Source organism: Streptomyces filamentosus (genome assembly GCF_014654895.1).
Lineage (GTDB): Bacteria > Actinomycetota > Actinomycetes > Streptomycetales > Streptomycetaceae > Streptomyces > Streptomyces filamentosus.
Window position 1 is genome coordinate 1,555,931 of the sequence record NZ_BNBE01000002.1, and the last position, 22,128, is coordinate 1,578,058.

Consider the following 22,128-nt stretch of genomic DNA (forward strand, 5'->3'; position numbering starts at 1 on the left):
GATGGCCGTCATCGCGTTCTGCGGCGCCAGCGGCGGGCCCGGCGCCACCACAACCGCCCTCACCGCCCTGCTGACCTGGCCGCTGCAGGGCGGCCGGCGGGTTGTGCTGGCCGAATGCGACCCGGACGGCGGGTCGGTGGCGGCCGGCTACCTCGAGTCGCGCGTCTTCGGCGACCACGGCCTGCACCACCTGCAGATCGCCGACCGCCGCGGCCACCTGGAGGAGGTGTTCTGGCAGCAGCTGCTGAACCTGTCCGAGCCGGAGACGGACGCCAACCGGCTGCTGCTGCCCGGACTGGCCAGCCCGGCCCAGGCCGCGGGCCTGCACCAGACCTGGCCCCGCCTTGCCCAGCTGTTCCGCGACCTAGAGCAGCGCGAGAGCGGATACGACATCCTCGTCGACCTCGGCCGCTCCGGCGCCGCGGGCGCCGCCAGCGCCCTGGCCCGCAGCGCCGACCTGACCGCCATCGTGGTCCGCACCACGCTGCGCGCCGTCCACGCGGCCAAGCCCAGGGTCGAGGCCCTGCGCGCGGCGCTGCAGTTGCACGGACGCGACAGCAGCCGCATCGGCCTCGTCGTGATCGGCGAAGGCCCCTACCGGGCACGCGATGTCGCCGAGCAGCTCCAGTTGCCGATCTTCGCGGAGCTGCCGTTCGACGAGAAGGCCGCCCGTGTCCTGACCCACGGCGGCGACGGCGGCCGCGGTTTCGCCGGCGCGCCGCTGATGCGTAAGGGCGCGGAGATGGCCCGCATGCTCCAGGCCCTGGCCGTGCAGGAGCACCTGCGGCTGCACGCCCCGGCCGAGCTGCGCCCGTCCACCGTCCTGCGCCGTCTGACGAAGGGAGCCGCTCATGACTCAGCGCGGTAGGCCGCTGTTCCCGGGGGCCACCTCCCCCGGGCCGGGCCAGTTTGCGTCCCTCTCGCCTTCCGGCACGCCGGCCGACGTTCCCGTCGCAGCGGACGGCGGAACGGCCGCGCCGGCCGAGCACACCCCGGCGGTGCTGCCCGGCGCGCCCAGGGCCGCCGGCCGCGCGGCGCTGTGGGACTGGGCCACGGTGCGGTCCCTGCGGGACGAGCTCAGCGCGCGGATCGCGCCGGAGTACCAGACGTACAAGGAGTCGGCCGGCACGGAGATGTCGGCCGAGGAGGCCGAGCAGCGCGGCTGGGAGATCATCCAGGACCTCGTGGCGCGCTGGGCCGCCGACTTCTCCGCGGCTCGGCAGATCTCGCCGACGTCCGCGGACGAGACGAGCCTGGCCCAGGCCGTCTTCGACCTGCAGTTCGCCCACGGTCGGCTCCAGCCCTATCTGGACGACGACGCGGTGGAGAACATCCTGATCAACGGCTGCGATGACGTGTGGGTGGACTACGCGGACCAGCCCAACCGCAAGGTCGCTCCGATCGCCGAGTCCGACGAGGAGCTCGTCGAGCTGCTGCAGATGCTTGCACGGCGCCACGGAGCCGGTGAGCGCAGCCTGTCCAAGGCCTCGCCCACGCTGGCCCTGCGCCTGTCGGACACTTCGCGTCTGCAGGCGCTGACTGAGGTCACGCCGCGGCCCTACGTCGTCATCCGCAAGCAGCGGGTGCGCGACGCCAGCCTGGAGAAGCTGGTGGAACTCGGCACCATCGACGCGAGCCTGATGCACTTCCTCAAGGCCGCGATGGCCGCCCGCAAGAACATCATGATCAGCGGGACGCAGGGCGTCGGCAAGACGACCATGCTCATCGCGCTCGCCCGCGAGATCGACCCCCAGGAGCGGGTCGGCACCCTGGAGACCGAGTACGAGCTGTTCCTGCACGAGATCGGCCACCTTCAGCAGGTCGTGCCGATGGAGGCCCGCGAGGGCAACGGGGAACGGGTCGACGGGCGGGACGCCGGCGAGATCGAGCTGGCCGACCTGATCGCGCCGTCGCTGCGCATGATGCTGCGCCGCATGATCGTCGGCGAGGTCCGCTCGAGGGAGATCGTGCCGATGCTGCAGGCCATGAGTGCCGGCGAGGGCGGCTCGATGTGCACCATCCACGTCAAGCGGGCCGACGCGGTCTTCGCCCGGATCGCCCAGCTGTGCATCCAGCACGGCGGCGGCATGACGCAGGAACTCGCCTACCTCACCGCCGCCATGGCACTGGACTTCGTCGTGCACATCCACATGGACGACCGCACCGAGCACGGCGGCACGAAGGAACGGTTCGTCCACCAGGTGCTGGAAGTCACCGGCGAGTTCAGCGAACTGACCGGCGCGCCGTCCTTCAACCGGATCTACAGCCCCGGCCCCGACGGGCGCGCGGTGCCCACCGGCATCCAGCCCGCCTGCCTCGACGACCTGCTCCAGGCGGGATTCCACCCGGAGTGGCTGTCCACGTACCAGAACATCGGGGCCTGGACGGCCCGCCCGAACGGCAAGGTGGCCTGAGATGGGGATGCTGATTGCCGGATTCGCCGCCGCCGGTGCGGTGGCCGGCCTGCTGCTGGTCGTCGCCGGGGTGCGCGGCACTCGCGCCCCGGCTGCCGCCCGCCCGGTGAAGGTCCGCACCGCCCGTCCGCCCCGGGCCCGCCGCGTCCTGCGCCTGCAGCTCGCCGGCGCCGCCGGCGGAGCCATGCTCACCTGGACGGTCACCGGCTGGCTGCCCTCGGCGCTGCTCACGGCTCTGGCGGTGTTCTTCCTGCCGTGGCTGCTGAACCCCAACCGGACCGCGACCGAGCAGATCGAGCGCCTCGAAGCGCTCGCCCAGTGGACCCAGCGCCTGTCCGACCTGGTCATGACCGGTACCGGCATCGAGGACGCGATCGCCACCTCGGTACGCACCGCGCCCAAGGCGATCGAGCGGGAGGTCGCCGACCTTGCCGTGCGGCTGCACTCGCGCATGGAGCCGCGCGAGGCCCTGACCGCGTTCGCCCGGGCCCTGGGCGACCCGCGGGCCGACCTGGTCGCCGCGGCCCTGCTGCTGCGCATCCGCGACCGCGGCCCGGGCCTGGCCGATGTCCTGTCCGACATGGCGGCCCGGACCAAGGACATCGTCCGCCGCCGCCGTGACACCGAGGCCCACCGGGCCAAGCACCGCACCACGGTCCGCTGGATCTGCGCCATCACCGTCGTGGTCGTCATCGCCTCCTCCTTCAACAAGGAGCAGGTCGCCCCCTACGGAACCCCCCTGGGGATGATCGTCATGCTGCTGCTGGTCGCCGCCGTCATCGCCCTGTTCTGGTGGATGAACCGGCTCGGAGCCACGGTCACCCTGCCGGGCTTCATGGGCAGCGCCGTCCCCGCCACACCCGCGGCCGCGCCGGCCGTGCAGCCGGAGGGAGCCAAGTGACCCCGCTCGCCCTGTCATTGCTCATCGGTGCTGGTATGGGCGCCGGCCTGTTCCTGCTCGTGCGCGAGCTCTTCCCGTCCGGGCCCGCTCTCGGCCCCGCCCTGGAACGCCTGCACGGCACCCCGGCCCCCCGCTCCCGCAAGAGCGACCAGGACGAGGCGCCCTTCCTCACCCGCACGGGCGAGGCGGTGGCCGAGCGCGTACGCCACTGGCCCGGCATCACCATCCCGGTCAAGAACCTGAACCTGGTGGGCGAATCAGTCGGTGAACTGTTCGGCGCGAAGCTGCTCCACCTCACCGTGGGCCTGCTGCTGCCGTCCCTGTTCACCCTGATCGTCGCGATGGCCGGCATCCAGTTCCCCATCGCCCTGTCCGGCCTGGTCGGGCTGCTGACCGGCGCGGCGATGTGGTTCCTGCCCGACCGGCAGCTCGCCCGGCGCGCCGCGCGCGCCCGCGCCGAGGCCACCCAGGCGATCATGGCGTACGCCGAACTCGCCGCGATGGAACGGATCTCCAGCGCCGGCGCGCAGGACACCCTGGAGCGGCCCGCGGAGGTCGGCAGCGGCTGGGTCTTCCAGCGCATCCAGGCCGCCTTGCTGCGCGCACGCCTCGACCGTGCGCCCGCCTGGGAGGCGATGCGTCAGATCGCCGACGAGCTCGACCTGCCGGCCGCCGACGACATCGCCGACATCGTCTCCAGCGCCGGCACCGACGGCGCCGCCATCTACGCCACCCTGCGCAGCCGCGCCGAGAGCCTGGCTGCCGAGCAGGCCGCCGACGACCAGGCCCGCGCCAACGCCGCATCCGAAAGTCTCGTAGTGCCCGTCAGCTTGCTGTCCATGGTGCTGCTGGTGTTCTTCGGATTCCCGGCCTTCGCCCGCATCTTCGCCATCTGATCCACGCAAGGAAGGCAGCATCATGACCGGAAACCTGAACCTGCGGATAGCAGTCCACGCCCACGCCGCCGTGCTCCACCTCACCGAGCGACTCGGCCGGCACCTGGACGAGCTGCGCGAGGAAAACGACCGCGGCAACAACGACGTCTCGATGATCATGTGGATCGTCGCCGTGGTCGTCTTCGCCGGCGCCGCCATCGCCGCGTTCAAGATCCTCGGCCAGGGCAAGCTCGACGGCATGACGGGTCTGTGACCTGTGATCCGGTGCCCCAGCTGGCTCCGCCGCCAGGCGAGACGGCTGCGTCAGGACGACGGTGACGCATCGCTGGAGATGCTCATCTGCTTTCCCGCGGTCCTGATGCTGCTGTTCCTGGTGGTGGACGCCTGCAACATCTACTACGCCAAGACCGCAGCGACCACCGCCGCCCGCGAGGCGGTGGCTGGCGCCCGCGGCTACGGCAGCACCACCGGCGAGGGCGTCAGGCGGGCCGATGCGGTCTTCGACCGCGTCGGAGACACCCTCCTCGCCCCCAGCGTGAGCGCGCACAGCAGCGCCGACCGCATCGAATTCACCGTGACCGGCAAGGCCCAGTCCGTGCTCGGTCTGAACATCACCGTGACCGAGCACGCGGCGGGCCCGGTGGAGAGGTGGTCCAACCCGTGATGGCGCCGTGGCGCCGGGACCTGGCCGACGACTCGGGCCGTATCGCGCTCGAGTTCGTTCTCTGGGTCCCGGCCGTGCTTGTGTTCTTCGCCCTGGCCATGACCGCCGGGCGCATCATCACCGCGGACAACGCGGTCGACGCCGCGGCCGCCGACGCCGCCCGCGAGGCCTCCCTCGCCCGCACCGCCGGCCAGGCCCACCCACGCGCCGTGGCAGCGGCCCGGGCGGCGTTCGCCGAACGCAAGCTCCACTGCTCGAGCACGTCCGTGACCGTGGACACCTCCGGCTTCTCCGCCCCGCTCGGCGCGTACGGAGCGGTCACCGCACGCGTACGGTGCACCGTCCAACTCGCCGACCTCGGCAGCGGGTTCGGCTCCAAGACCGTCGAGTCGTCCTTCACCTCCGTGATCGACAGGTACCGCCAGCGATGAGACTCCCGATGCGCCTTCACCCGCTCCGCGCCCAGCTGCGCGCCGATGACGGCTCCCTGTCGCTGTGGTGGATCCTCATGGTGATCCCCCTGCTGATCATGCTCGGGATCACCTATGACCTGGGCGGCAAACTCCGCGACATCGAGCACGCCGACGCGCTCGCCGCCGAAGCCGCCCGGGCCGGCGCGCAGGCCATCGACGAGAGCCAGGCCGTTCCCGGCGACGCCGTCGTCCTCGACCCGGGCAAGGCCGCAGCCGAGGCCCGCCGCTACCTGTCCGCCGCCGGCGTGGACGGCACCGTCACCGTCGCCGGCAACGGCACCACCATCACCGTCGACGTCACCACCCAACGCCCCACCGTCTTCCTGCAGATCCTCGGCCAGCCCTCGCTGGACGTCGAAGGCCACGCCTCGGCCGAGCTGCTCCACGGCGTCGGCGCCCCTGAGGAGTGAGGCCTGCCATGACACCCCGCCGCTCCGGCAGCCTCGCCGCGAACCTCGCGCGCGGCCTGGCCAGCCTCCTGGCCCTGCTCGCCCTGCTGGCCGGGCTGCCCGCCCTGCTGTGGTTCCTCACCGGCGTGCTGCTCCCGCACGGGGTCTCCCTGGACGAGATCACCGCCCTGATGACGTCCCGCAACCTCGGTGCGCCGTTCTTCGCCGTGGTGATGGCCGGCGGGTGGGCCGGCTGGGCCGTCTTCGCCGTGTGCACCCTGCTGGAGATCCCCGCGCAGCTGCGCGGCCGGCCGAGCCTGTCCATGCCGTCGCTGGGCGTTCAGCGGCTGGCCGCCACCCTGGTCGGCGGCGTCCTGCTCCTGCTGCCGGCCCAGGCCGCCATGGCCGCCCCGTCCCACACAGCCCCCGCACACGCTCCCTCGGTGACCGCCGCGGCGCCGCAGAGCGCGCCCGCCGGCGCCCCGCAGTCCGCCGCGTCCGCGTCCGCGTCCAGCTACACCGTCCAGCCCCGCGACAGCCTCACGAAGATCGCGCTGCAGGAACTCGGCGACGCCAACCGCTGGACGGAGATCGCACAGGCCAACGACGGGCGCACCATGGTTGACGGCACGACCTTCTCCGCCCGCGGTGTCCTGCAGCCGGGCTGGAAGCTGCTCATGCCCAAGGACTGGAAGCACACGCAGCCCCAGGACGCGCAGCACACCGAGGACGCCGGGCACCGCGAGCACACCGTACGTTCCGGCGAGACCCTCTCCCAGATCGCCGAGGACGAACTCGGCAACGCCGCGGACTACATGGACATCGCCCGCCTCAACCAGGGCAAGAAGCAGGCCGACGGCCGCACCTTCACCGACCCGGACAACATCCACCCCGGATGGCAGCTGGCCCTGCCCCACACCGGCTCCCCCGCCCCGGACAAGCCCGCCGAGGAACACGAAGCCGGCGACCACGACTCCCCCGCCGAGCAGGACAACAGCGCGAAGGACCCGTCCGACACGGCCCCGCCCGAGCAGCCCGCCGCCCCCGACCGCGACGCGGCCGGCTCCGACACCAACCGGGACACCATGCCCTCCACCCCCGCCCCCGAGCAGACCGCGCCCGAGCAGGCCTCGCCGGCTCCCGCCGACGACGACACCCCGGACGCCGAGCCCGCGGGCGAGGACGCCGGGCCGAGCGTCGGCGTCACGGCAGCCGCCGTCACCAGCCTGTTCGCCGCCACCGTCCTGGCCGTGCTCGGCGCACGCCGCGCCCACCAGCAGCGCCGCCGGCGCCACAAGCGGCGTATCCCCATGCCCGAGGCGAACACCCCCAGCGCCGAACTCGAGCAGGAGATGCGCGCCAACTCCTCCGCCGACGGCCTCGACCTCCTCCACCAGGCCCTGCGCACCCTGGCCGCCAACTGCGCCCGCAGCGGGCGGCCCCTGCCCGAGATCGAGGCCGCCCGCCTCGATGCGCGCGGCCTCGAACTGCACCTGTCCGCGCCCGCCCCGGCGATCGCTCCCTTCACCGAGAGCGAGTCCGACCCCGCCGTGTGGTGGTGCCCTGCCCGCGGCACCTCCCTGCTCGGCCCCGACGAGGGCCGCGACATCACCGCCCCCTACCCGGCCCTGGTCAGCATCGGCGAAACCCCCGCCGGCGACCCCGTCCTGGTCAACCTCGAAACCATCGGCCTGCTCCAACTCCACGGCAGCACCGAAGACGTGACCTCGGTCATGCTCGGGATGGCGGTCGAACTCGCCTCCTCCGCACTCACCGACGACACGGCCCTGCTGCTGTCCGGGCTCGGGGCCGAACTTGAGGCCGTCTTCCCCGCCCGCATCCAGCACCACGCTCAGCTCGCCGCCGCGCTGGACGAACTGCGCGCGCACGACGCCCTCCAGCGAGGCGCCCTGGACGCGGCCGGCGCGGACAGCCTGCTGGCCGCCCGTCTGTCCGCCGACGGCGGCGACACCTGGATCCCCCGGGTCCTCATGTGCCCGACCGCCCCCAGCGGGCAGCACGCCGAGACGCTGTCCGACCTGCTCTCCTCACGCCCTCGCACCGCCCTGGCCGTGATCACCTCCGCCGAGGAAGCCCTCCAGCTGCCCGGCGCCTGGCTGGTCCCCGCCGCCCCCGGCGCCGAGGTCCAGCTGCCAGGCCTCGACCTGACCGTCACCCTGCAGCGCCTGGAACCCCACGCCTACGGCCCTCTCCTGGATCTGCTGGGGACGGCCAACCGCACCGACGACGTCCCTGCCCCGGCATGGACCGAGGCCGACGACACCCCCGCGGCCGAGACAGCCGATGGCGTGGTGCAGGCCTCCGGCCATCCGTCCCGCGCGGTGCCGGTCCACGTCTCTTCCACCACCGCAGGCGACTTCGCCACGGCGCTGCCCGACTTCAGCGCCCTCGCTCCGGCCGAACCCGGCGAGGCGGACACGGCCACCGACAGCGGCCTATCGCCCGAGGCCCCCGGCGACAGCGCCCTCGCACCGGACGCGACCACGCACCCGGAAGAGGAGTCGGGGTACGACGGCTTCGAGCCCGAGTGGGAACCCCCCTCCCTCGAAGACCTCGGGGAAGAAGAGGGCTCCGAGGACCTCTGGCAGGCGGACGAGGACAGCGCCCTGAACCCCGCCGTCAGCAGCGCGGCCGCTCCTACGTCGGAAGACCTGGACGAGCAGGTGAGGCCCTCTGCCCCGGACGGCGAAGCCCCCCTCGACTTCGACGAGGTGATCGCAGAAGTCCTCGACGAGCAGACCACCGCCTTTGACACCGACATGCCGGACCAGCTCGACGAGACCAGCGATGGCGCGGCCGGCCCCGCCCACCCCGAAGACCCGCCGGCCGACGAGGCGCCGCGGCAGAACCCGTTGCCCGAAGCTGCAGCCGTGCAGGCTTCCAAGCCGACCCTGGCCCGGGTCACCGCCGTCACCTCTCACATCCTCGCGGCGCTGAACACCCCGCCCGACCCGCCGGCCGCACCACAGATCCGGGTCCTGGGAACCGTCGACGTGGTCGGTGCGCTGGGTCGTGTCGAGTCCTATCGCCGCAACGGCCTCACCGAGATCGCGGCGTGGCTCGTGCTGCACCCCGGACGCAACCGGCACGAACTCGACGAGGCCATCTGGCCCGGCCAGCGGGTGAACGCCAAGACCCGCAACACCTCCATCAGCAAGCTGCGGACCTGGCTCGGACGCGACCCGCGCCTGCCCGCCGACGCCCCCGACAGCACCTACCTGCTGCCGGTGACCGACGGGGTCTACAGCTTCAACGCCGACGTCACCGCCGACTGGCACCAGTTCCAGGACCTGTACGCCAAGGGCATGCACCACCGCGGTGAGGACGCCGACACCGCGCTCGCGCACGCCCTGGCCCTCGTACGGGGCCGGCCGTTCTCCGGCATCGACCAGAGCCGCTACGCCTGGGCCGAGCACAACATCCAGGAGATGATCTCCGCCAGCGTCGACGTCGCCCACGAGCTGGCGGTGCGCCGGATGTCCGCCCGCGACTACCGCGCCGCGGCCAGCGCCGCCTCCATCGGACTCACCTGCGACATCCAGGCCGAACTGCTCTACCGCGACCTGTTCCAGATCTACAGCGAGACCGGCGACCGGGCCGGCCTCGAACGCACCGCTCATCAGCTCAACAGGATCTCGACCGAAACCGGGCTCGACAGCTCGCCCGAGACCGTGGCCCTGCTCAACGCGCTCCTGGCAGCGAACTCGGTGGTGGGGACCGCGATCGCGTAGCCGCCCGCCGGCCCGCAGGGCCATGGGTCCGTCAGCCGGAGCGGGGCGGGCGGGGCAGGCCATTCGGCCATTCGCTCGATTCCCTTGGGGAAAGAGGAGACGACGACGCGACGATCGACCAGGCGCTCACGGGGCGGGCCCCCACCGTGATGCATGTGCGCTGCCCGGACCGTCTCCCGGAGGAGCTGTACCGCCTCGCCCTCGAGCAGCTGGCCGAGCTGCCCCCGGTCGTGCAGGTACCGCCGCCCACCACAGCCCTCGCCGAGCTGAAGGGCGCCCCGCGCTACCACGGCGTCGGCACGAACGTGGACCGCCTGGGCCAGATACTGCGCCGTGCGAACGCTGACCCGCTGTGGCGCCGGCCTCCGCATCGGCATCGGCTCTACGATCAGCGTGGCCGCGACCGCATCCGCTCAGGTCCCCGAGCCCGGAGGGGCGCTGGTCGCGGCCCCCCGACCGCGCGGCGGAGTGGCTCGGCGGGCCGCCGATGGAAGCCCTGCACGGCGGCCCCCGGCAGGCGGGCGTGCTCCACGACTACGGCAGCCACACCGCAGGTCTGCTCGCTGCCGTCCCCGCCCAGGACGACCTGCTTGCCGACCGAGCCGAGCACCCTGTACGCCTCGGGGGTTGATGATCACGCGGTCGGCGGGGGCCGCGCCCGAGCCGCCCGCCTCGCCCGTGGTGACCGGCGGCGATGCCCGGTAGCCGGAGGCGGGGGCGCCGAGGAGCTGGTCCATGCCGTCGAGCGACCCGGGGACCAGGATCACGATCTCACGGGCCCAGCCCCGGCCCCATGCGTTGGACACGGCGGGCACGGCGCGGTCGGCGAGGCGGGCGTAGGAGCGCAGCACATTCTCCTGCTGGCCGGGTCCAGCGGCTGCTCGGCGGACACGCCGGCCGCCTGGCCCGCGACCGGGCGCGCGGCGCCGACCGCCGTCCGTTCGTCCCGCGCCCCCGCCCGACTCCGCGAGCGTCGGCTGCTCCTTGGCCCGGCACGCGCTGGACGGCCCCAACGTGTGCTCCGCCCTGCTCCTGGTCGTGCAGCTCGGACGGATGCTGCGTCACCGCGGGCCATCACCCCAGGCGCTGACGCTGACGCTGTCCTTCGCCGGGACCGGCCGCTGGAGCACGAGCCACCGCCTGCCCGAGCCCTCCGCGCACGAGGACGATCTGCGCGCTGCCGCCTACCGAGCCGCCCTCTGACCAGTACCGGGGGCGATTCATCGAATTGGTGTTCCCTTTGATGCGGCTTCGGGGTTACGGTCCACGTCAAGCAAGATCCCGCCAGGGGGGAAGCACCATGCACGTCACCGAACCAGCAGGCCGGGCCGGACGCCCGCCCGGAATCGTCACCGGCCCCAACGGACTCACGACCCGACAGGCGGACATCGTCACCTTCATCGAGCGCACCGTCGCCCGCCAGGGGTACCCTCCGTCGATGCGCGAGATCGGCGCGGCGGTCCACCTCAAGAGCACCTCATCCGTCGCGCACCAGCTCATGGCTCTGGAGCGCAAGGGCATCCTCTACCGCGACCCCCACCGCCCCCGCGCCTACCGCGTCCGGTCCCACCGTGACACGGGCTTCGACCAGGCGCCCACCGGCACCACCCCCGAGACGGCCGACGTCCCCTTGGTCGGCCAGATCGCCGCTGGCGCACCGATCCTCGCCGAAGAGTCCGTCGAGGACATACTGCCCCTGCCCCGCCGCCTCGTCGGCGAGGGCCAGCTGTTTGCACTGAAAGTGCGGGGAGACAGCATGATCGACGCCGCGATCTGCGACGGCGACATCGTCACGGTCCGCCGCCAGGACTCCGCCGACCACGGCGACATCGTCGCCGCGCTCCTGGACGGTGAGGCCACAGTCAAACGCCTACGCCGCGAGGGCGGCCACGTCTGGCTGATGCCGCACAACCCGGCCTACGCGCCGCTGCCGGCCGACGACGCCGCCATCCTCGGCAAAGTCGTCGCCGTGCTGCGCAGCCTCTGACCGGGGCCGCCCGGCCGACAGGCTCCCCCGGGCCGCCGGCTGCGCACGAGCCGCTCGGTGGCGGGATGGGCCTGCGGGAACGCTGGCGGGGCGGCTTGACGCCTTGTGCGCGTATACCTGGCAGGCCTGCCCCCGGGTATGGGCGGGCCGATCCCTGCCCGGACGACCCGGTGGTTGAAGAAGGCGACGGCGACACGCGCGAAGCCACTGCGGGCCTCATCCGTACATGCCGACGCACCGGCGGCTGACCGATGTTCCCGCAGGCTGATCGCCCACTCGGGGTCGGTGTCAGTGCTCCCCGCTACCGTTGATGATCCAACGGCTAGCCGCGTACTGCCGTCCGCCGTCGTCACTGGCGCCCCACGCCGCACGGTGACTTTGCCGGTCAAGGTCTCCCGGGGCCCGCGCTGGTCCCTGCCTGGTGTGAGTACTGACCGCCGACGGCAGCGTGGGGTCGTCGCGCCGAGGAGTACGTCATGCCGAAGAAACAGTCCACCGCCGCCAAGAAGGCCCGCCGTGCCGCCCACCAGGGCGCGAAGTACACATCGGCTCTGCGCCAGCACCGCACACCGCGCCCCGCGACCGTCCGGCTGACCCCGGGCGAGCGGGGCGCCCTGGAGATGTCACTCGACGGCCACACCCGCAGCGTGTACAACATGGACAGCCTGCGCAACAGCCTGTCCTGGACGGGCTGGGACGTCGCGGCCGGCCAGGACTTGCAGGACCTGTTTCCCGACGGCGGTCAGCTGCAGCTCATCCGCAGCGAGCGGGGCATGCTCGAGGACCAGGCCACGGAGCTGTGGGGCACGGTGCCCTTCCACCAGACCGCCGACGCCTACGCCCTGGCCGTCGTCGCCGCCATCCGGGGCCGCGGCGGCCGGATCGCCGACTGGGACGTGCACGTCGATGAGGACCGCCGCATCTACATCACCCTCGGCGAGGACAACGAGGACCGCGAGCCGGGCGAAGACCAGCCGCTGCGCTGGGTGGTGGGGTGGATGGACACGAGCGGCTGGTTCACCTTTCGCGAAGCAGCACCGGACGAATCTCTCGGCAGTTGCCTGAGCGATCTGGCCTGCCCTGTCATGGCACTGCCGGAGGACGTCGCCGCCGAGGTCGCCCACCTGTGGGGAGGAGCACCCGTGGGTGAGCCGCTGCCGGGTCTGGAAGAGCCCGGCCGGAACTGGCGCCCGCCCCACGGCTATGTGCAGGACCCGCCGGTGACCGGAGACGCAACGGATGTGGTCCTGGACCTGGAACGGTCGCTGTCCGCCTACCTCCAGCACCCCGCAGCCGCCGGCATCCAGAACGCGTAGCCGTACGGTCAGCCCTGACCCGGCGCGTTCCGGCCATCGAGAGCAGGACGCCGACCGCCGAGCCCAAGGCGTTCGGGATCCATGGCGCACACACACGGCCGGCGTTCACCCTGGGTGCCGGGGGATCCGGCCCGCGACGCTGCTGAACAGCGCGGAGCGGGCAGGCTCCGGACGGCAGGAGGGCAGCACGGGCCTGAACCGGCCGAACCGATCAACCGCCAGAGAAAATACGCCAATCCGACTGAAATGCCCTCCCGTACGCCCTGTGATCATTAAGCTGGAGCGAACGAGCCCCGGCCGTCACGTTCCCCCGTGCATGACGGCCGGGGCCGTTGCGTGCCGACCGCGCCAGCCTTGCCGCCGCCTTCTCGCGGGGTGGCCGACAGAACGGAACGGTGAACAGCAAAGCCCGCGCTTCCGTGCCGGGGCCGAGGCCGGGTCGAGCACGCTCCCGGCAGCACCGGACCTGGTGCCACTGACGAACTACCCTGACAGAGCTTTTCCCAGGGCGCCGGCTTTCGCGTCGCCAGCCGCCCCGCCCGGGCCCCTGCCGTCCCTCCGGAAGGAGTCCTCGTGGAACAGTCGCCTGCCGTTGCCAACACGCTCGTCGTGCAAGACGAGATGTGGGAGCTGGTCAAGAACCTCGAGCACGCCACCGCAGTCTCCGAGCCGGCCTGCCCCGGGCCGAGGACAGCAGACATGCTCATGCGCCCGCGCCGCGACCTCGGCGCTCGCCTGATCCACATCCCCTTTTCAGCGCAACGCGCCAGCGACCCGGCCTAGTCCGGCCGGTCCGACCGCCCTGCTACGGACGACGCGGGCGGCGCCGAGCCTGGAGGCCATCGGCGGCGCTGCGACTGGCACGAGCCCGCCGGGCGGGACGCCACGGCAGTTCATCTCCCGCCCTGCGGCGCCGGGGATGTGGTGGCGCCCGCCGGGCGGAGAGCACTCTGGCGCGCGCCGGCCCACGCCGTACATGATCAGCCGCATGGGTAGGAGCGCCTGGGATACCGAGAGAAGAACCACCGTATGGGTCGACGACGGCGTCGAGGGCCTGCCGCCCGGCATGGCCGGCGGACGCTATCGGTGCCGCGCCTGCGGCGAGCGGCTGATCCTCAAGGGGGCGCGCCCGAGCGCGAAGGTCCAGCCGCACTTCGCACACCGCAGCAACGACGGCTGCAGCAGACCGGAGCAGGAGGCGCTCCTGGATGCCGCCGACGAAGTTGTCATCCAGCTGCGGGAGCAGATCCACGCGCTTCCCGGTGTCACGCACTGCGTCACCGCCTCCCCAGGAGAGGACCCTGAGCACCCATCCGGTCTGCCGCCTGCCGTCCTGGCCCAGTGCGGGACCACGACGGTGGTGATCGAGGCGCCGTCGGCACTGCCAGGCCCGGAGGCGATCCGGCGCAGGATCCACGCGGTGCGGGATGAGCACGCGGGGGCCGCGCATGTGTGGTTCCTCAAACGCGACCTCGCCCAGTTCCAGCAGCTTGCCCCGCACCCCGTGTGGCTGCGGGGGCAGAAGGCACTGCACGAGCAGGTGGCGCCCAACGAGCGGCAGAAGGCCATCAACGAGGCCGGCGGCCACGTGTACTGGCTCGACGGGAAGGCAGTCCTCGTCCCCTACGGCATCCGCCGATTCCAGCACCCGGTACAGCCAGGCCAGGACTGGACGAACTGGGAGTGGCGGTCGGACCCCCGCGACGACTGGCGGATCAGCAAACCGCGCCCGGCCTTCGACGCCGACACCTGGGGCCTGGTGCCGGTCGCGTTCGTCTCGCTCACCCGTACCCGGGGCGCGTTCCGGCCCGTCGACGCCTACCAGGTGATGGACGACCTCTACGCCGCCCAGGAGCGCCGGATCAGCTGGCGCAACGAGCACGCGCGTGCGGTCTACGCCGCGCGCGCCACGCCGCCCGCAGAACCGGAAGCAGAAGTCGAGCCACAGCAGTCGCCCGCGCCCTCGCCCGTCGCGGTCGCGGATGGGGAGGCCGCCGAACTGCGCACGCCCCCAGAGCCCGAGCCGGAGCCGGAGCCCGCCTCCCTGCCGGCGACGGGGGCGGCGGAGCACCCGGCCGGCGCGATGCCGCCCGCGGGGACCGGGACGTCAGCGGGCATCGTGCCGCCTCCGCGGCCAATCGGTCCTCCGCCGCCCGTGTCGGCTCCGTCGGCACCCGTGCCCGCGCCCCGACTGTGGCAACGGCTGGTCCGGCTCGCCCGGCGCCGGTGAGCACGGGGACGGCGGCCCGTTCTGGCGGGCTGACGGCCACCCGGGAGCGCCCGGCCGTTCGGGTCCGGTCCGCAGTGCGACCAGACCTGACCCGGGCGGATGCCGTTGGGTACTGTCGGCCCAGGCAGCCAGGGAGGGCAGGCGGAGATGACACACGCCCGGTGGGGGACGGCGATCGCATCACTGCGCGCCCAGGGTGAAGCCGTACGCGAGGCACGCCGCCGTGCCGAGGAGTTCATGGACGCCCTCGCCGACGACCTCACGGACCCCGGCGAGCACCGGGATCGGCTGGCCACGGCGAAGGCCGTGTGGCAGGTGTGCGAGGCGGATTACCTCCGCTGTGCCACCGCCCTGCTGCGCGCCCATCTGTCCCGGGACCGGCCGCCGCTGCGCAGACCGGTTGCGGTCGTGTGGCCGCGTCCGTGGCGACACATGTGGAGGCAACACGCGCACGATCGCAGCGGCGGTGTGTGGCGGGCAATCCCCCGAGCATCGCTGCTCTCCCAGGCCGAGGCCGCCGGCCACGACGAGATCCTCGTGGACGTCATCGAAGCGATCAGGGATCTGCAGGCAAGTCACCACGCCCACCGCACCAGCCGCCGGTTGTACGAGCGTTACATCCCCGACCGCTCGTCCCGCTCGTCCCTCGGGTTCTCCGACGGCCGCACGGCACGAACGCTGCCGGGGTTTCCCGATCCGGGCCACTGGGTCAACCAGAACTTCGCCCGCGGTGACGGCTGGCGCATCCAGCCGGGCCGCGAGGGCACCCTGCGCACCCTGGAGGACAACGAGCGTGCCGTGCACGAGCGGGTGGAGGCGTTCGGTGCCACAGTGCTGCAGCTGCTGCAGCACCATCACGGGCCCGCGGCCCTGGAACGGTCTGCCCGTCTCAAGGGCGCGGCCCGCTGGATCGGCCGGGAGCAGCAGGCGGTGCCCCGGCTGACGCCGTGGCCGCAGAAGCTGACCGCCGTCCAGGGGGTCACCCTCGTGGTACTCGGCTGGCTGGTGCTCGTGCTCGCCGCGATCCCGTTGTCGGTCGCCTTGAAGGCCCGGGTGCTCACCGATCACCTCAAGCCGATACTGCTCAGCGCTTTCGTTCTGGCAGGGATCGGCGCCTACAGGGTCCACCGGGCCGGGCCGCGCCTGGTGCGGCTGCCCGGCCGGACGATCGCGTTGACGGGTGCTGCCGCGGGGGTGGCGGCCTACCTGGTGATGCAGCTGCAAGGGCCGGTCGCGGGCTACTTCTTCGCGGGCCCGTTCGAGCGTTACGAGCGTGAGTTCAGCGACGGTTGCCTGGCCGCCAGTCCCTACCGCCACGACGCGATCCAGTCCGAGGTCGCGGGCAGGACCCTGGTGATCCGCCCGATCAGCGGGGGTACGACGCTGCGCCTCGGCCCGGCCGAGGAGGGCGGGACACACCCGCTCCGGCCGCGTGACCACCGCACCCGCGAGGTCTTGGAACGGTACGGCTGCCAACTGCCCTGACTCCGCCGAGCCTGCCCCCGCTGAAGGCGGGTGGGCGGGGCCCGGGGGTCCTCCTCACCGAAGGGACGTCACATCGTGCTGGACTATGCCCGGTTCGTCGTCGACGACGGGCGGCATGAGCCGCAGTTCGTCATCGACGAGGACGCCTCCGCGGCTGCCGGCGAGGCCCAGCACCGGGCGCTGTGCTCGTGCGGCCGTCTGCCTCCCCACCGTCCAGGTACACCGCAGCAGGCGTGGGCGGCGTATGTCGCTCACGCGCGGCGCTGCCTCGGGCCCGCGTCCCGGGTATCGCTCGGCATGCGGGTCACCCTGCTGTTCCTGGGCTGCATGGTGCTGTGGGTGCCGGATGGACCGGCGCCGTCTCGGTCCCGAACACCCTGGACCTTGCCGGTGGGGCGGACCTGGCGGTGCGTGCGGCCGGGCTGCTGGTCGGCCTCGCATCTGCCAGCCTGCTCATGGTCGCGATGCGCCGCTTCATCGTGCCGATGCGCGCCGATGGCTGAACCAAGGACGGCCCAGAGGTAGTTGGTGCTGCCCGGCGCAGCAGTGGACCGGACCGCGCACAAGCGTGCCGGAGTACCGTGGTGGGATTTGCCCAGGAGGGACGGGATGACGGACCTGGTGCTGTACGGCGTCGCTGTACAGGAGGACGAGTTCGCTGACGAGCGCGTCATCGCCTCATCCTACGACCGCGCGGAGAACGTTGCTGGTGCTGGGCGTTGCCGGTAGCGGCAGGCGACCCACCTCCGCCTGCGCGGAGAGAACTTCTTGGGCTGGCACGCGTAGTCGTACTCCTGCGGCCCACCTCCGCTCGCGCGGAGAACGTGATGCTGACTGTACTGGGTGCACGTCAGCCTAGTGCGATCATCGCGCAGGAGGAGGTGCTCAACGCGCTGCGCGAGGCGCCGTTCTCCCGCCGGTACCTGGTCGAGCACACAGCCGGCGGATGGGTCGAGACCCAGCCGTCGTGCGGCCCCATGAGCGCGGCACCCGAGACGTGAACCGGCCGACGGACTAAGGCTTCCCGCACCGGCGAAGAGCGTGCCCCTCCACGGGCGGGGCAGTCAGCGCCGTGGGCCGGTTCTCGGCGCCGTCCCGGGGGATGACCTGCTGCGGCTGGCATGATCGCCAGTAGGTGCCGCCTGCTGCGCGCGGCCGCTCTCTACGACGGCACCGTGGCCAGCTCGGCGCCACCGGTCTCCCACGCCGCCTCGTCGGCCACGATCGGCCCGTGCTTGCGCTCCAGGTCGTTGTAGGCGCTCCGTCCCGACCCCTCCTTCTGGTATCCGGCCCACCGGGTCAGGTCCTTGCGGGTGAGCTCGACGCCCGCCTTCTGGTGCGCCAGGTATATCCGCTCGGCCCGCTGCTTCTTGCTCTCGTTCGCCGGAGCAGGTCCCAGTTCGATCGTCGGCGGCGGGGCGGCGGGATCATCCCCCTCGTCGGAGTCTTCCTCGTCTTCTGCGGGGTCTTCCTCGTCTTCGGTCTCGTCCACGTTGGCCTGGCCCCCGGCCGTGTGGCCGGCCTGCCCCGTGTCGGGCTCTCGCCGCTCAAGAGGGTCTTCGGCTTCGGCTGCTTCGGCTTCCTGCTCTGCCGGTGTGCCGTCGGCGAAGAGGTCCTCGCGCGGGTGCTCGAGCAGCGGCTCCTCCGCAGGCTCGGTGCCGGCTCGTGCGCGGTCCGTCGGCGGGCACTGCGCGCGCTCGTGCTCGGCGGCATCCTCCGGCTGTGGCGACGCCGAGGAGGATGCCGCCAGGGCAGGCGGATGGCCGGCCGGCACCTTCTTCAGCACGACCCCCGGCGTGGTGGGCACAGTAGGCGCGGACTGCGCGGCCAGGTCCTCCGGCTCCGGACGGCGCAGTTCTGCTGCCGGACGGACGGCGTATCCCAGACGGCTGCGGCGCAACGGCCGCAGCTCGTCGCGTGTGGCCTTCCTCCGCCAGCGCCAGCCGTAGGCGTCCTGCAACTCCCGGCGGTAGTCGAGCTTCTCCTGGTACAGCGCCAGGGCCACCTCGTACGAGGAGATCGTGCTCGGCCACAGCTTCCTGCTGCGCCAGATCAGCCAGGTCGACCAGGGGGCGAGAAGCCACCGGCCCAGCGAGAGCGCATAGTCCTCTCGCCCTTCCTCGCGCGCCGTCGCGACGGCGACCGCATGCCGGACCGCCTCCGTGATCGCGATGAACAGCAGCGGGATCACCGCATGCATAAAGGAAGCGAGTATGTCCGGGTAAGACGAGAACGCGTTGAATGCAACCGTTGCCACGGTCAGCAGCCAGGCGATGTGCCGCAGGAGCGGATACCGCAAGTCGACCCAGGTCAGGGCGAGATCGAGGGCGAGCATCGTGATGATGCCAATATCGACCCCAAGCGGAAAAATAGTGGCAAACCAGCCGAAACCCTTCTCCTCGGCAAGGTCGCGTACGGCCGTGTAGGAGCCGACGAAGCCGGTCAGGGCGATCAGCAGGGACCCGAACCCGATGATCCCGAAGGTGATGCGGCGGCCACGTGTCCACACGACTCGGCGACGGCCGCCCCCGACCGCCCCCGCATTCCCGAGATCGGCGGTGATCGTCATGGACCCATGCCCCCTTCGTCGTGCCCGTGCGCTCGGCGCTGTCGCCTATAGAGGTGCGATCAGCCGCCGCCGTGTGACACTCCGCCCCTCCGCGGTTCTCGGTGATCGCGCTTCTGAATCTGAACGGTAGGAGCGCCGCCCCAGCTCATCCACCGCGATCAGGGCCCTTGCTCGCGCCGTGACCTGGTCGTTGCCTTCGACCTGGTCCCCGATACCCCGTCGAACCGTAGGGGCGGCTCGCATAGGCTCCGAGATCCCGGCATATGCCGGGGCAGAACGACACCGGGAGCCGCCGTGATGACCGCGCTGACCACGACCGTCGCTCTTATCGCCGGCGCCCTGGCCGGCACCGTCGCCCGTCCGCTGCTGTTCACCAGGACCGTTCCCGCCGGCGCACCGCTCCGGCACGCCTGCCCCTCGTGTGGCGCACCAGCCCCAACGGCCATCCGGCTCCTCGCACCGCCCCGAGACCGCTGTGCGTCATGCCGCACGCCTTGGTATCCGGCCCGCGGTCTCCCCGAGGCCATGACCGCGCTCGCCTTCGCCCTCGTCGCCACCACCGGCCTGACGGGCTGGCTGGCCGCTGCGCACTACTGGATCGCCGCCTGCGGCACCGCGCTCATCCTGATCGACGCAAAGGTGCACCGGCTCCCCAACGTCCTCACCGTTCCCGCCTTCGCCGGGACAATCACCCTGCTGGCAGCCGCAGCAGCGGCCGGAGAACACGGCAGCTTCGCCCGCTCCCTTGCCGCTGCAGCCGCGCTCAGCTCAGCGTTCGCCCTCATGACCTTCGGCGGCATCGGACTCGGCGACGTGAAACTCGCCCCCACACTCGGGGCCCTGCTCGGCTGGCACAACTGGACCACCGTGTTCCTGGGCACCTTCACGATGTTCGCCCTCGGCGCCGTAGTGAACCTGCTTCAGGGGCGCACCCGCGGTCGCATCGCCTTCGGCCCTTACATGATCATTGGTGCGCTCGGCGTGTCGGTCTGCGTGTCGTAGCCCCCTGGCGACGGCCGGCGCCACCCAACTCACGACCCTGCCCCGGGTGCCGGGACTCACCGACCGTGCACCAGGGCGGACGCCGGCGGCTGTGGGACGGACTCAATCGCATCCGTACCTGGCTCACCGTCGACGGAGACCTCCCCATCCGCGGAGCCAAGGTGACCATCGTCCCGACGCCGCCGCTCAGTACTGTGTGGCCGCGTGCGGGGTCGCGCTGGCGCTGATCGACCTCGCCGTACAACGGCTCCCCGACGTCCTCACCCTTCCTGCCTGCGGCGGGGCACTCGCCCTGCTCACCGCGGCCGCGCTGGCGGGCGAGCCGGGGAGCCTGGGCCGCGCAGCGGCCGCCGCCGCCGTACTCACCGCCGTGTTCCTCCTCATGGCGTGCGCCGGTGCCATGGGACTCGGAGACGTCAAGCTCGCCCCGGCCATCGGGGCGCTCCTGGGCTGGAACAGCTGGACGGTCCTGTTTCGGGGAGCGGCTGCGGGCTTCATCGTCGGTGCCGTCTCGGAGGTGGCGCGGATGGCGGCTGGCCGCGCCCGCCGCTCGCACGTCTCCTTCGGCCCCTACATGGCCATCGGGGCCTTGGCGGTCTCCGTCACGTCCTGACCTCACCCGGAATTTCCGGAAACACCGCTTCCTGTAATTTGTCTTCCTGTATATCAATTTCCTGAGCGGCTTCCGCCTGGCCCCGATGTTCCGGAATACGTTTTCCCGGAATGAACCAAGCCTGGCCAAAGCTTCTGCGCGACACGAAAATCGAATCCCGAAACGAGACGAATCGATTCTTCGCCGCCTTCGCCAGCCTCATCGGCACCGCGATGGAAAAGGCCTCGCGCAAGCCGCCGGCGAGCGAATTCTGGCCGACGAACCCTCACCCGCCGCGTCGCGACCAGCAACTGCACACGGCGCCAAAGCGAGATGTGGGTCCTCACCGAACATGACAACCGGATCCTGGGCTGCACCACGATCCTGGGGACGTCCGCGCCCTGGACCTGGACCGCGGCCGAAGCCGCCGACACTGCCTACTACCTCAACGGTACCGTCACCGACCCTGCCGAACGCCACCGCAAGCTCGGCACGCTCATCGCCGAATGGGCCGTCGACCGCGCTGCACACGAGGGCGTCAGCCGCGTACGCCGGGACTGCAGCTCCCCAGCACTCGCTGCCTATTACCAGCAGCAGAATTTCCAGCTCATTCGAAAGGTGTCGCCACCAAGAGGCCTCCCCTCGTACGCCTTAGAACGTAAGGCAGAACGCATTCCCGAGCTTGGTGCTCGTGTTGTCTCAGGCATTCCGGTGCCAGGACCCCCGGAGAATCCGATGACACCCCCCGCCAGAAATGCGCTATCGAATTCGGTGGGAGCAGCTCGATTTCTATCACGGTCATTGAGCGGCACGGCTGCGGTATCTGTTTCGATGGAGGCCGCGATCGGGAGATGAGAACCAGAAAGGCCCGTCTCCGCTCCAGAGACGGGCCATCTGTGAACGCTCAGCGGCAGGACCGCTTCAGTGGCGTGAAGGGGCAGAGCGCCGAGGTGAGACGACGCCCTACTCGCCCTTCGGCCGCCCCGCGGCCAGCCCAGGGGCAAGACGCGCACAGCGGGCCGCGTAGGCAGCCAGGTGTTGCGCTTCGAACTCGGCGGCGTCCCAGTCGTCCACCCGCACATCGCCTCCGGGCCAGACGTACGCCCAACCCCGCCCACCGTTGGCCAGCGGCAACTGCCGCAGCTCGTACCGAGCGTCCTCGAACGCGTCAAGGATGCGCCACTCCTCGCTACTCAGGTCGGTCAGTACCAACCCGGAGGCAAGGTCGGCGGACGTTCCAGCGACGAGGCCTGGGTAGACGCGGCCTTCGAGCGCGGCAGCACGGTAGCCGGGCGCGGACGCCGAGGACTTCTGCGGAACTCGGCCCAGCAGACCCCGAAGCACGGCATCGAACTGGAGCGTTCCGTAGCAGAACAGCACGTCGGGGCTCTGCGAGAGTCGGTTCCGGTGCTGAGTGGCTTCCGCAGCGGAGGTGGTTATGGCTTGTGTCATGTGTTT

The 22,128-nt window shown here is 71.7% G+C and carries 24 protein-coding genes and 1 pseudogene; 20 read left to right on the forward strand and 5 right to left on the reverse strand.

Annotation, left to right across the window (positions count from 1 at the left end; all coding sequences use genetic code 11):
* Position 1: 1 nt before the first annotated feature.
* The 9 genes from IE326_RS25920 to IE326_RS41575 are packed head-to-tail and all read left to right on the forward strand — an operon-like array spanning position 2 to position 9,489.
* The gene (locus tag IE326_RS25920; RefSeq protein WP_190043186.1) at positions 2-868 is read left to right on the forward strand and encodes a CpaE/TadZ family protein; all 867 of its coding nucleotides are present in this window, start codon (positions 2-4) and stop codon (positions 866-868) included.
* Positions 852-2,414: a TadA family conjugal transfer-associated ATPase gene (locus IE326_RS25925; RefSeq protein ID WP_190043187.1), complete on the forward strand. Its 1,563-nt coding sequence runs from the start codon at positions 852-854 to the stop codon at positions 2,412-2,414. The genes IE326_RS25920 and IE326_RS25925 overlap by 17 nt, the downstream gene beginning before the upstream one ends.
* Before the next feature lies 1 nt (position 2,415).
* Positions 2,416-3,315 carry a type II secretion system F family protein gene (locus IE326_RS25930; RefSeq protein ID WP_190043188.1) on the forward strand — a complete coding sequence of 300 codons (900 nt, stop codon included), beginning with the start codon at positions 2,416-2,418 and terminating at the stop codon, positions 3,313-3,315.
* Positions 3,312-4,211: a type II secretion system F family protein gene (locus IE326_RS25935; protein ID WP_190043189.1), complete on the forward strand. Its 900-nt coding sequence runs from the start codon at positions 3,312-3,314 to the stop codon at positions 4,209-4,211. The genes IE326_RS25930 and IE326_RS25935 overlap by 4 nt, the downstream gene beginning before the upstream one ends.
* Positions 4,212-4,233: 22 nt before the next feature.
* The gene (locus IE326_RS25940; RefSeq protein WP_190043190.1) at positions 4,234-4,464 is read left to right on the forward strand and encodes a hypothetical protein; all 231 of its coding nucleotides are present in this window, start codon (positions 4,234-4,236) and stop codon (positions 4,462-4,464) included.
* Between the two features lie 3 nt (positions 4,465-4,467).
* Positions 4,468-4,875 carry a TadE family protein gene (locus tag IE326_RS25945; RefSeq protein ID WP_264923733.1) on the forward strand — a complete coding sequence of 136 codons (408 nt, stop codon included), beginning with the start codon at positions 4,468-4,470 and terminating at the stop codon, positions 4,873-4,875.
* Positions 4,875-5,306: a TadE/TadG family type IV pilus assembly protein gene (locus IE326_RS25950; protein ID WP_190043510.1), complete on the forward strand. Its 432-nt coding sequence runs from the start codon at positions 4,875-4,877 to the stop codon at positions 5,304-5,306. The genes IE326_RS25945 and IE326_RS25950 overlap by 1 nt, the downstream gene beginning before the upstream one ends.
* Before the next feature lie 8 nt (positions 5,307-5,314).
* The gene (locus tag IE326_RS25955; RefSeq protein ID WP_190043192.1) at positions 5,315-5,758 is read left to right on the forward strand and encodes a pilus assembly protein TadG-related protein; all 444 of its coding nucleotides are present in this window, start codon (positions 5,315-5,317) and stop codon (positions 5,756-5,758) included.
* An 8-nt stretch (positions 5,759-5,766) separates the two neighbouring features.
* Positions 5,767-9,489, forward strand: a complete 3,723-nt coding sequence (locus IE326_RS41575) for a LysM peptidoglycan-binding domain-containing protein (RefSeq protein ID WP_190043193.1) — start codon at positions 5,767-5,769, stop codon at positions 9,487-9,489.
* A 577-nt stretch (positions 9,490-10,066) separates the two neighbouring features.
* On the opposite strand, the pseudogene IE326_RS42040 reads toward IE326_RS41575, so the two are convergent.
* Positions 10,067-10,361: pseudogene (locus IE326_RS42040) on the reverse strand (hypothetical protein); the annotation flags it as partial.
* A gap of 112 nt (positions 10,362-10,473) precedes the next feature.
* Here IE326_RS42040 and IE326_RS41740 point away from each other — a divergent pair.
* From IE326_RS41740 to IE326_RS25995, 6 genes are all read left to right on the forward strand, one after another.
* Complete coding sequence (locus tag IE326_RS41740) at positions 10,474-10,692, forward strand: DinB/UmuC family translesion DNA polymerase (protein WP_190043194.1); 219 nt, start codon at positions 10,474-10,476, stop codon at positions 10,690-10,692.
* Positions 10,693-10,789: 97 nt separating this feature from the next.
* On the forward strand, positions 10,790-11,476 hold the full coding sequence (gene lexA / locus IE326_RS25975) for a transcriptional repressor LexA (RefSeq protein WP_190043195.1): 687 nt from the start codon (positions 10,790-10,792) through the stop codon (positions 11,474-11,476).
* Between the two features lie 476 nt (positions 11,477-11,952).
* The gene (locus tag IE326_RS25980) at positions 11,953-12,792 is read left to right on the forward strand and encodes a DUF6292 family protein (RefSeq protein ID WP_190043196.1); all 840 of its coding nucleotides are present in this window, start codon (positions 11,953-11,955) and stop codon (positions 12,790-12,792) included.
* A 573-nt stretch (positions 12,793-13,365) separates the two neighbouring features.
* Entirely contained in the window at positions 13,366-13,575 is a 210-nt protein-coding gene (locus tag IE326_RS25985; RefSeq protein ID WP_190043197.1) for a hypothetical protein, read from the forward strand.
* 205 nt (positions 13,576-13,780) lie between these two features.
* Complete coding sequence (locus tag IE326_RS25990; RefSeq protein ID WP_190043198.1) at positions 13,781-15,022, forward strand: competence protein CoiA family protein; 1,242 nt, start codon at positions 13,781-13,783, stop codon at positions 15,020-15,022.
* A 237-nt stretch (positions 15,023-15,259) separates the two neighbouring features.
* Positions 15,260-16,507 carry a hypothetical protein gene (locus IE326_RS25995; RefSeq protein ID WP_190043199.1) on the forward strand — a complete coding sequence of 416 codons (1,248 nt, stop codon included), beginning with the start codon at positions 15,260-15,262 and terminating at the stop codon, positions 16,505-16,507.
* Between the two features lie 54 nt (positions 16,508-16,561).
* On the opposite strand, the gene IE326_RS26000 is transcribed toward IE326_RS25995, so the two are convergent.
* On the reverse strand, positions 16,562-16,762 hold the full coding sequence (locus IE326_RS26000) for a hypothetical protein (protein ID WP_190043200.1): 201 nt from the start codon (positions 16,760-16,762) through the stop codon (positions 16,562-16,564).
* An 80-nt stretch (positions 16,763-16,842) separates the two neighbouring features.
* On the opposite strand from IE326_RS26000, the gene IE326_RS26005 reads away from it, so the two are divergent.
* Positions 16,843-17,010 carry a hypothetical protein gene (locus tag IE326_RS26005; RefSeq protein WP_190043201.1) on the forward strand — a complete coding sequence of 56 codons (168 nt, stop codon included), beginning with the start codon at positions 16,843-16,845 and terminating at the stop codon, positions 17,008-17,010.
* 324 nt (positions 17,011-17,334) lie between these two features.
* Positions 17,335-17,508, forward strand: a complete 174-nt coding sequence (locus IE326_RS26010; protein ID WP_190043202.1) for a hypothetical protein — start codon at positions 17,335-17,337, stop codon at positions 17,506-17,508.
* Between the two features lie 161 nt (positions 17,509-17,669).
* Here IE326_RS26010 and IE326_RS26015 read toward each other — a convergent pair whose 3' ends face one another.
* Positions 17,670-19,076, reverse strand: coding sequence for a DUF2637 domain-containing protein (locus tag IE326_RS26015; RefSeq protein ID WP_190043203.1), 1,407 nt, complete (start codon positions 19,074-19,076; stop codon positions 17,670-17,672).
* 525 nt (positions 19,077-19,601) lie between these two features.
* On the opposite strand from IE326_RS26015, the gene IE326_RS26020 reads away from it, so the two are divergent.
* Together IE326_RS26020 and IE326_RS26025 are read left to right on the forward strand one after the other, a co-directional pair.
* A complete protein-coding gene (locus IE326_RS26020) occupies positions 19,602-20,078 on the forward strand; it encodes a prepilin peptidase (RefSeq protein ID WP_229915625.1) in 477 nt (158 codons plus the stop codon).
* A gap of 196 nt (positions 20,079-20,274) precedes the next feature.
* Positions 20,275-20,691 (forward strand): prepilin peptidase, encoded by a 417-nt coding sequence (locus IE326_RS26025; RefSeq protein ID WP_229915626.1) that lies wholly within the window; start codon positions 20,275-20,277, stop codon positions 20,689-20,691.
* Here IE326_RS26025 and IE326_RS26030 read toward each other — a convergent pair.
* Positions 20,681-20,923, reverse strand: a complete 243-nt coding sequence (locus tag IE326_RS26030; RefSeq protein ID WP_190043205.1) for a hypothetical protein — start codon at positions 20,921-20,923, stop codon at positions 20,681-20,683. The two genes, IE326_RS26025 and IE326_RS26030, sit on opposite strands and share 11 nt — an antisense overlap.
* 80 nt (positions 20,924-21,003) lie before the next feature.
* Here IE326_RS26030 and IE326_RS26035 point away from each other — a divergent pair, with 80 nt between their 5' ends.
* A complete protein-coding gene (locus tag IE326_RS26035) occupies positions 21,004-21,525 on the forward strand; it encodes a GNAT family N-acetyltransferase (RefSeq protein WP_190043206.1) in 522 nt (173 codons plus the stop codon).
* A gap of 108 nt (positions 21,526-21,633) precedes the next feature.
* Here IE326_RS26035 and IE326_RS26040 read toward each other — a convergent pair whose 3' ends face one another.
* Positions 21,634-22,122 (reverse strand): gamma-glutamylcyclotransferase family protein, encoded by a 489-nt coding sequence (locus IE326_RS26040; protein WP_190043207.1) that lies wholly within the window; start codon positions 22,120-22,122, stop codon positions 21,634-21,636.
* Positions 22,123-22,128: the final 6 nt, after the last annotated feature.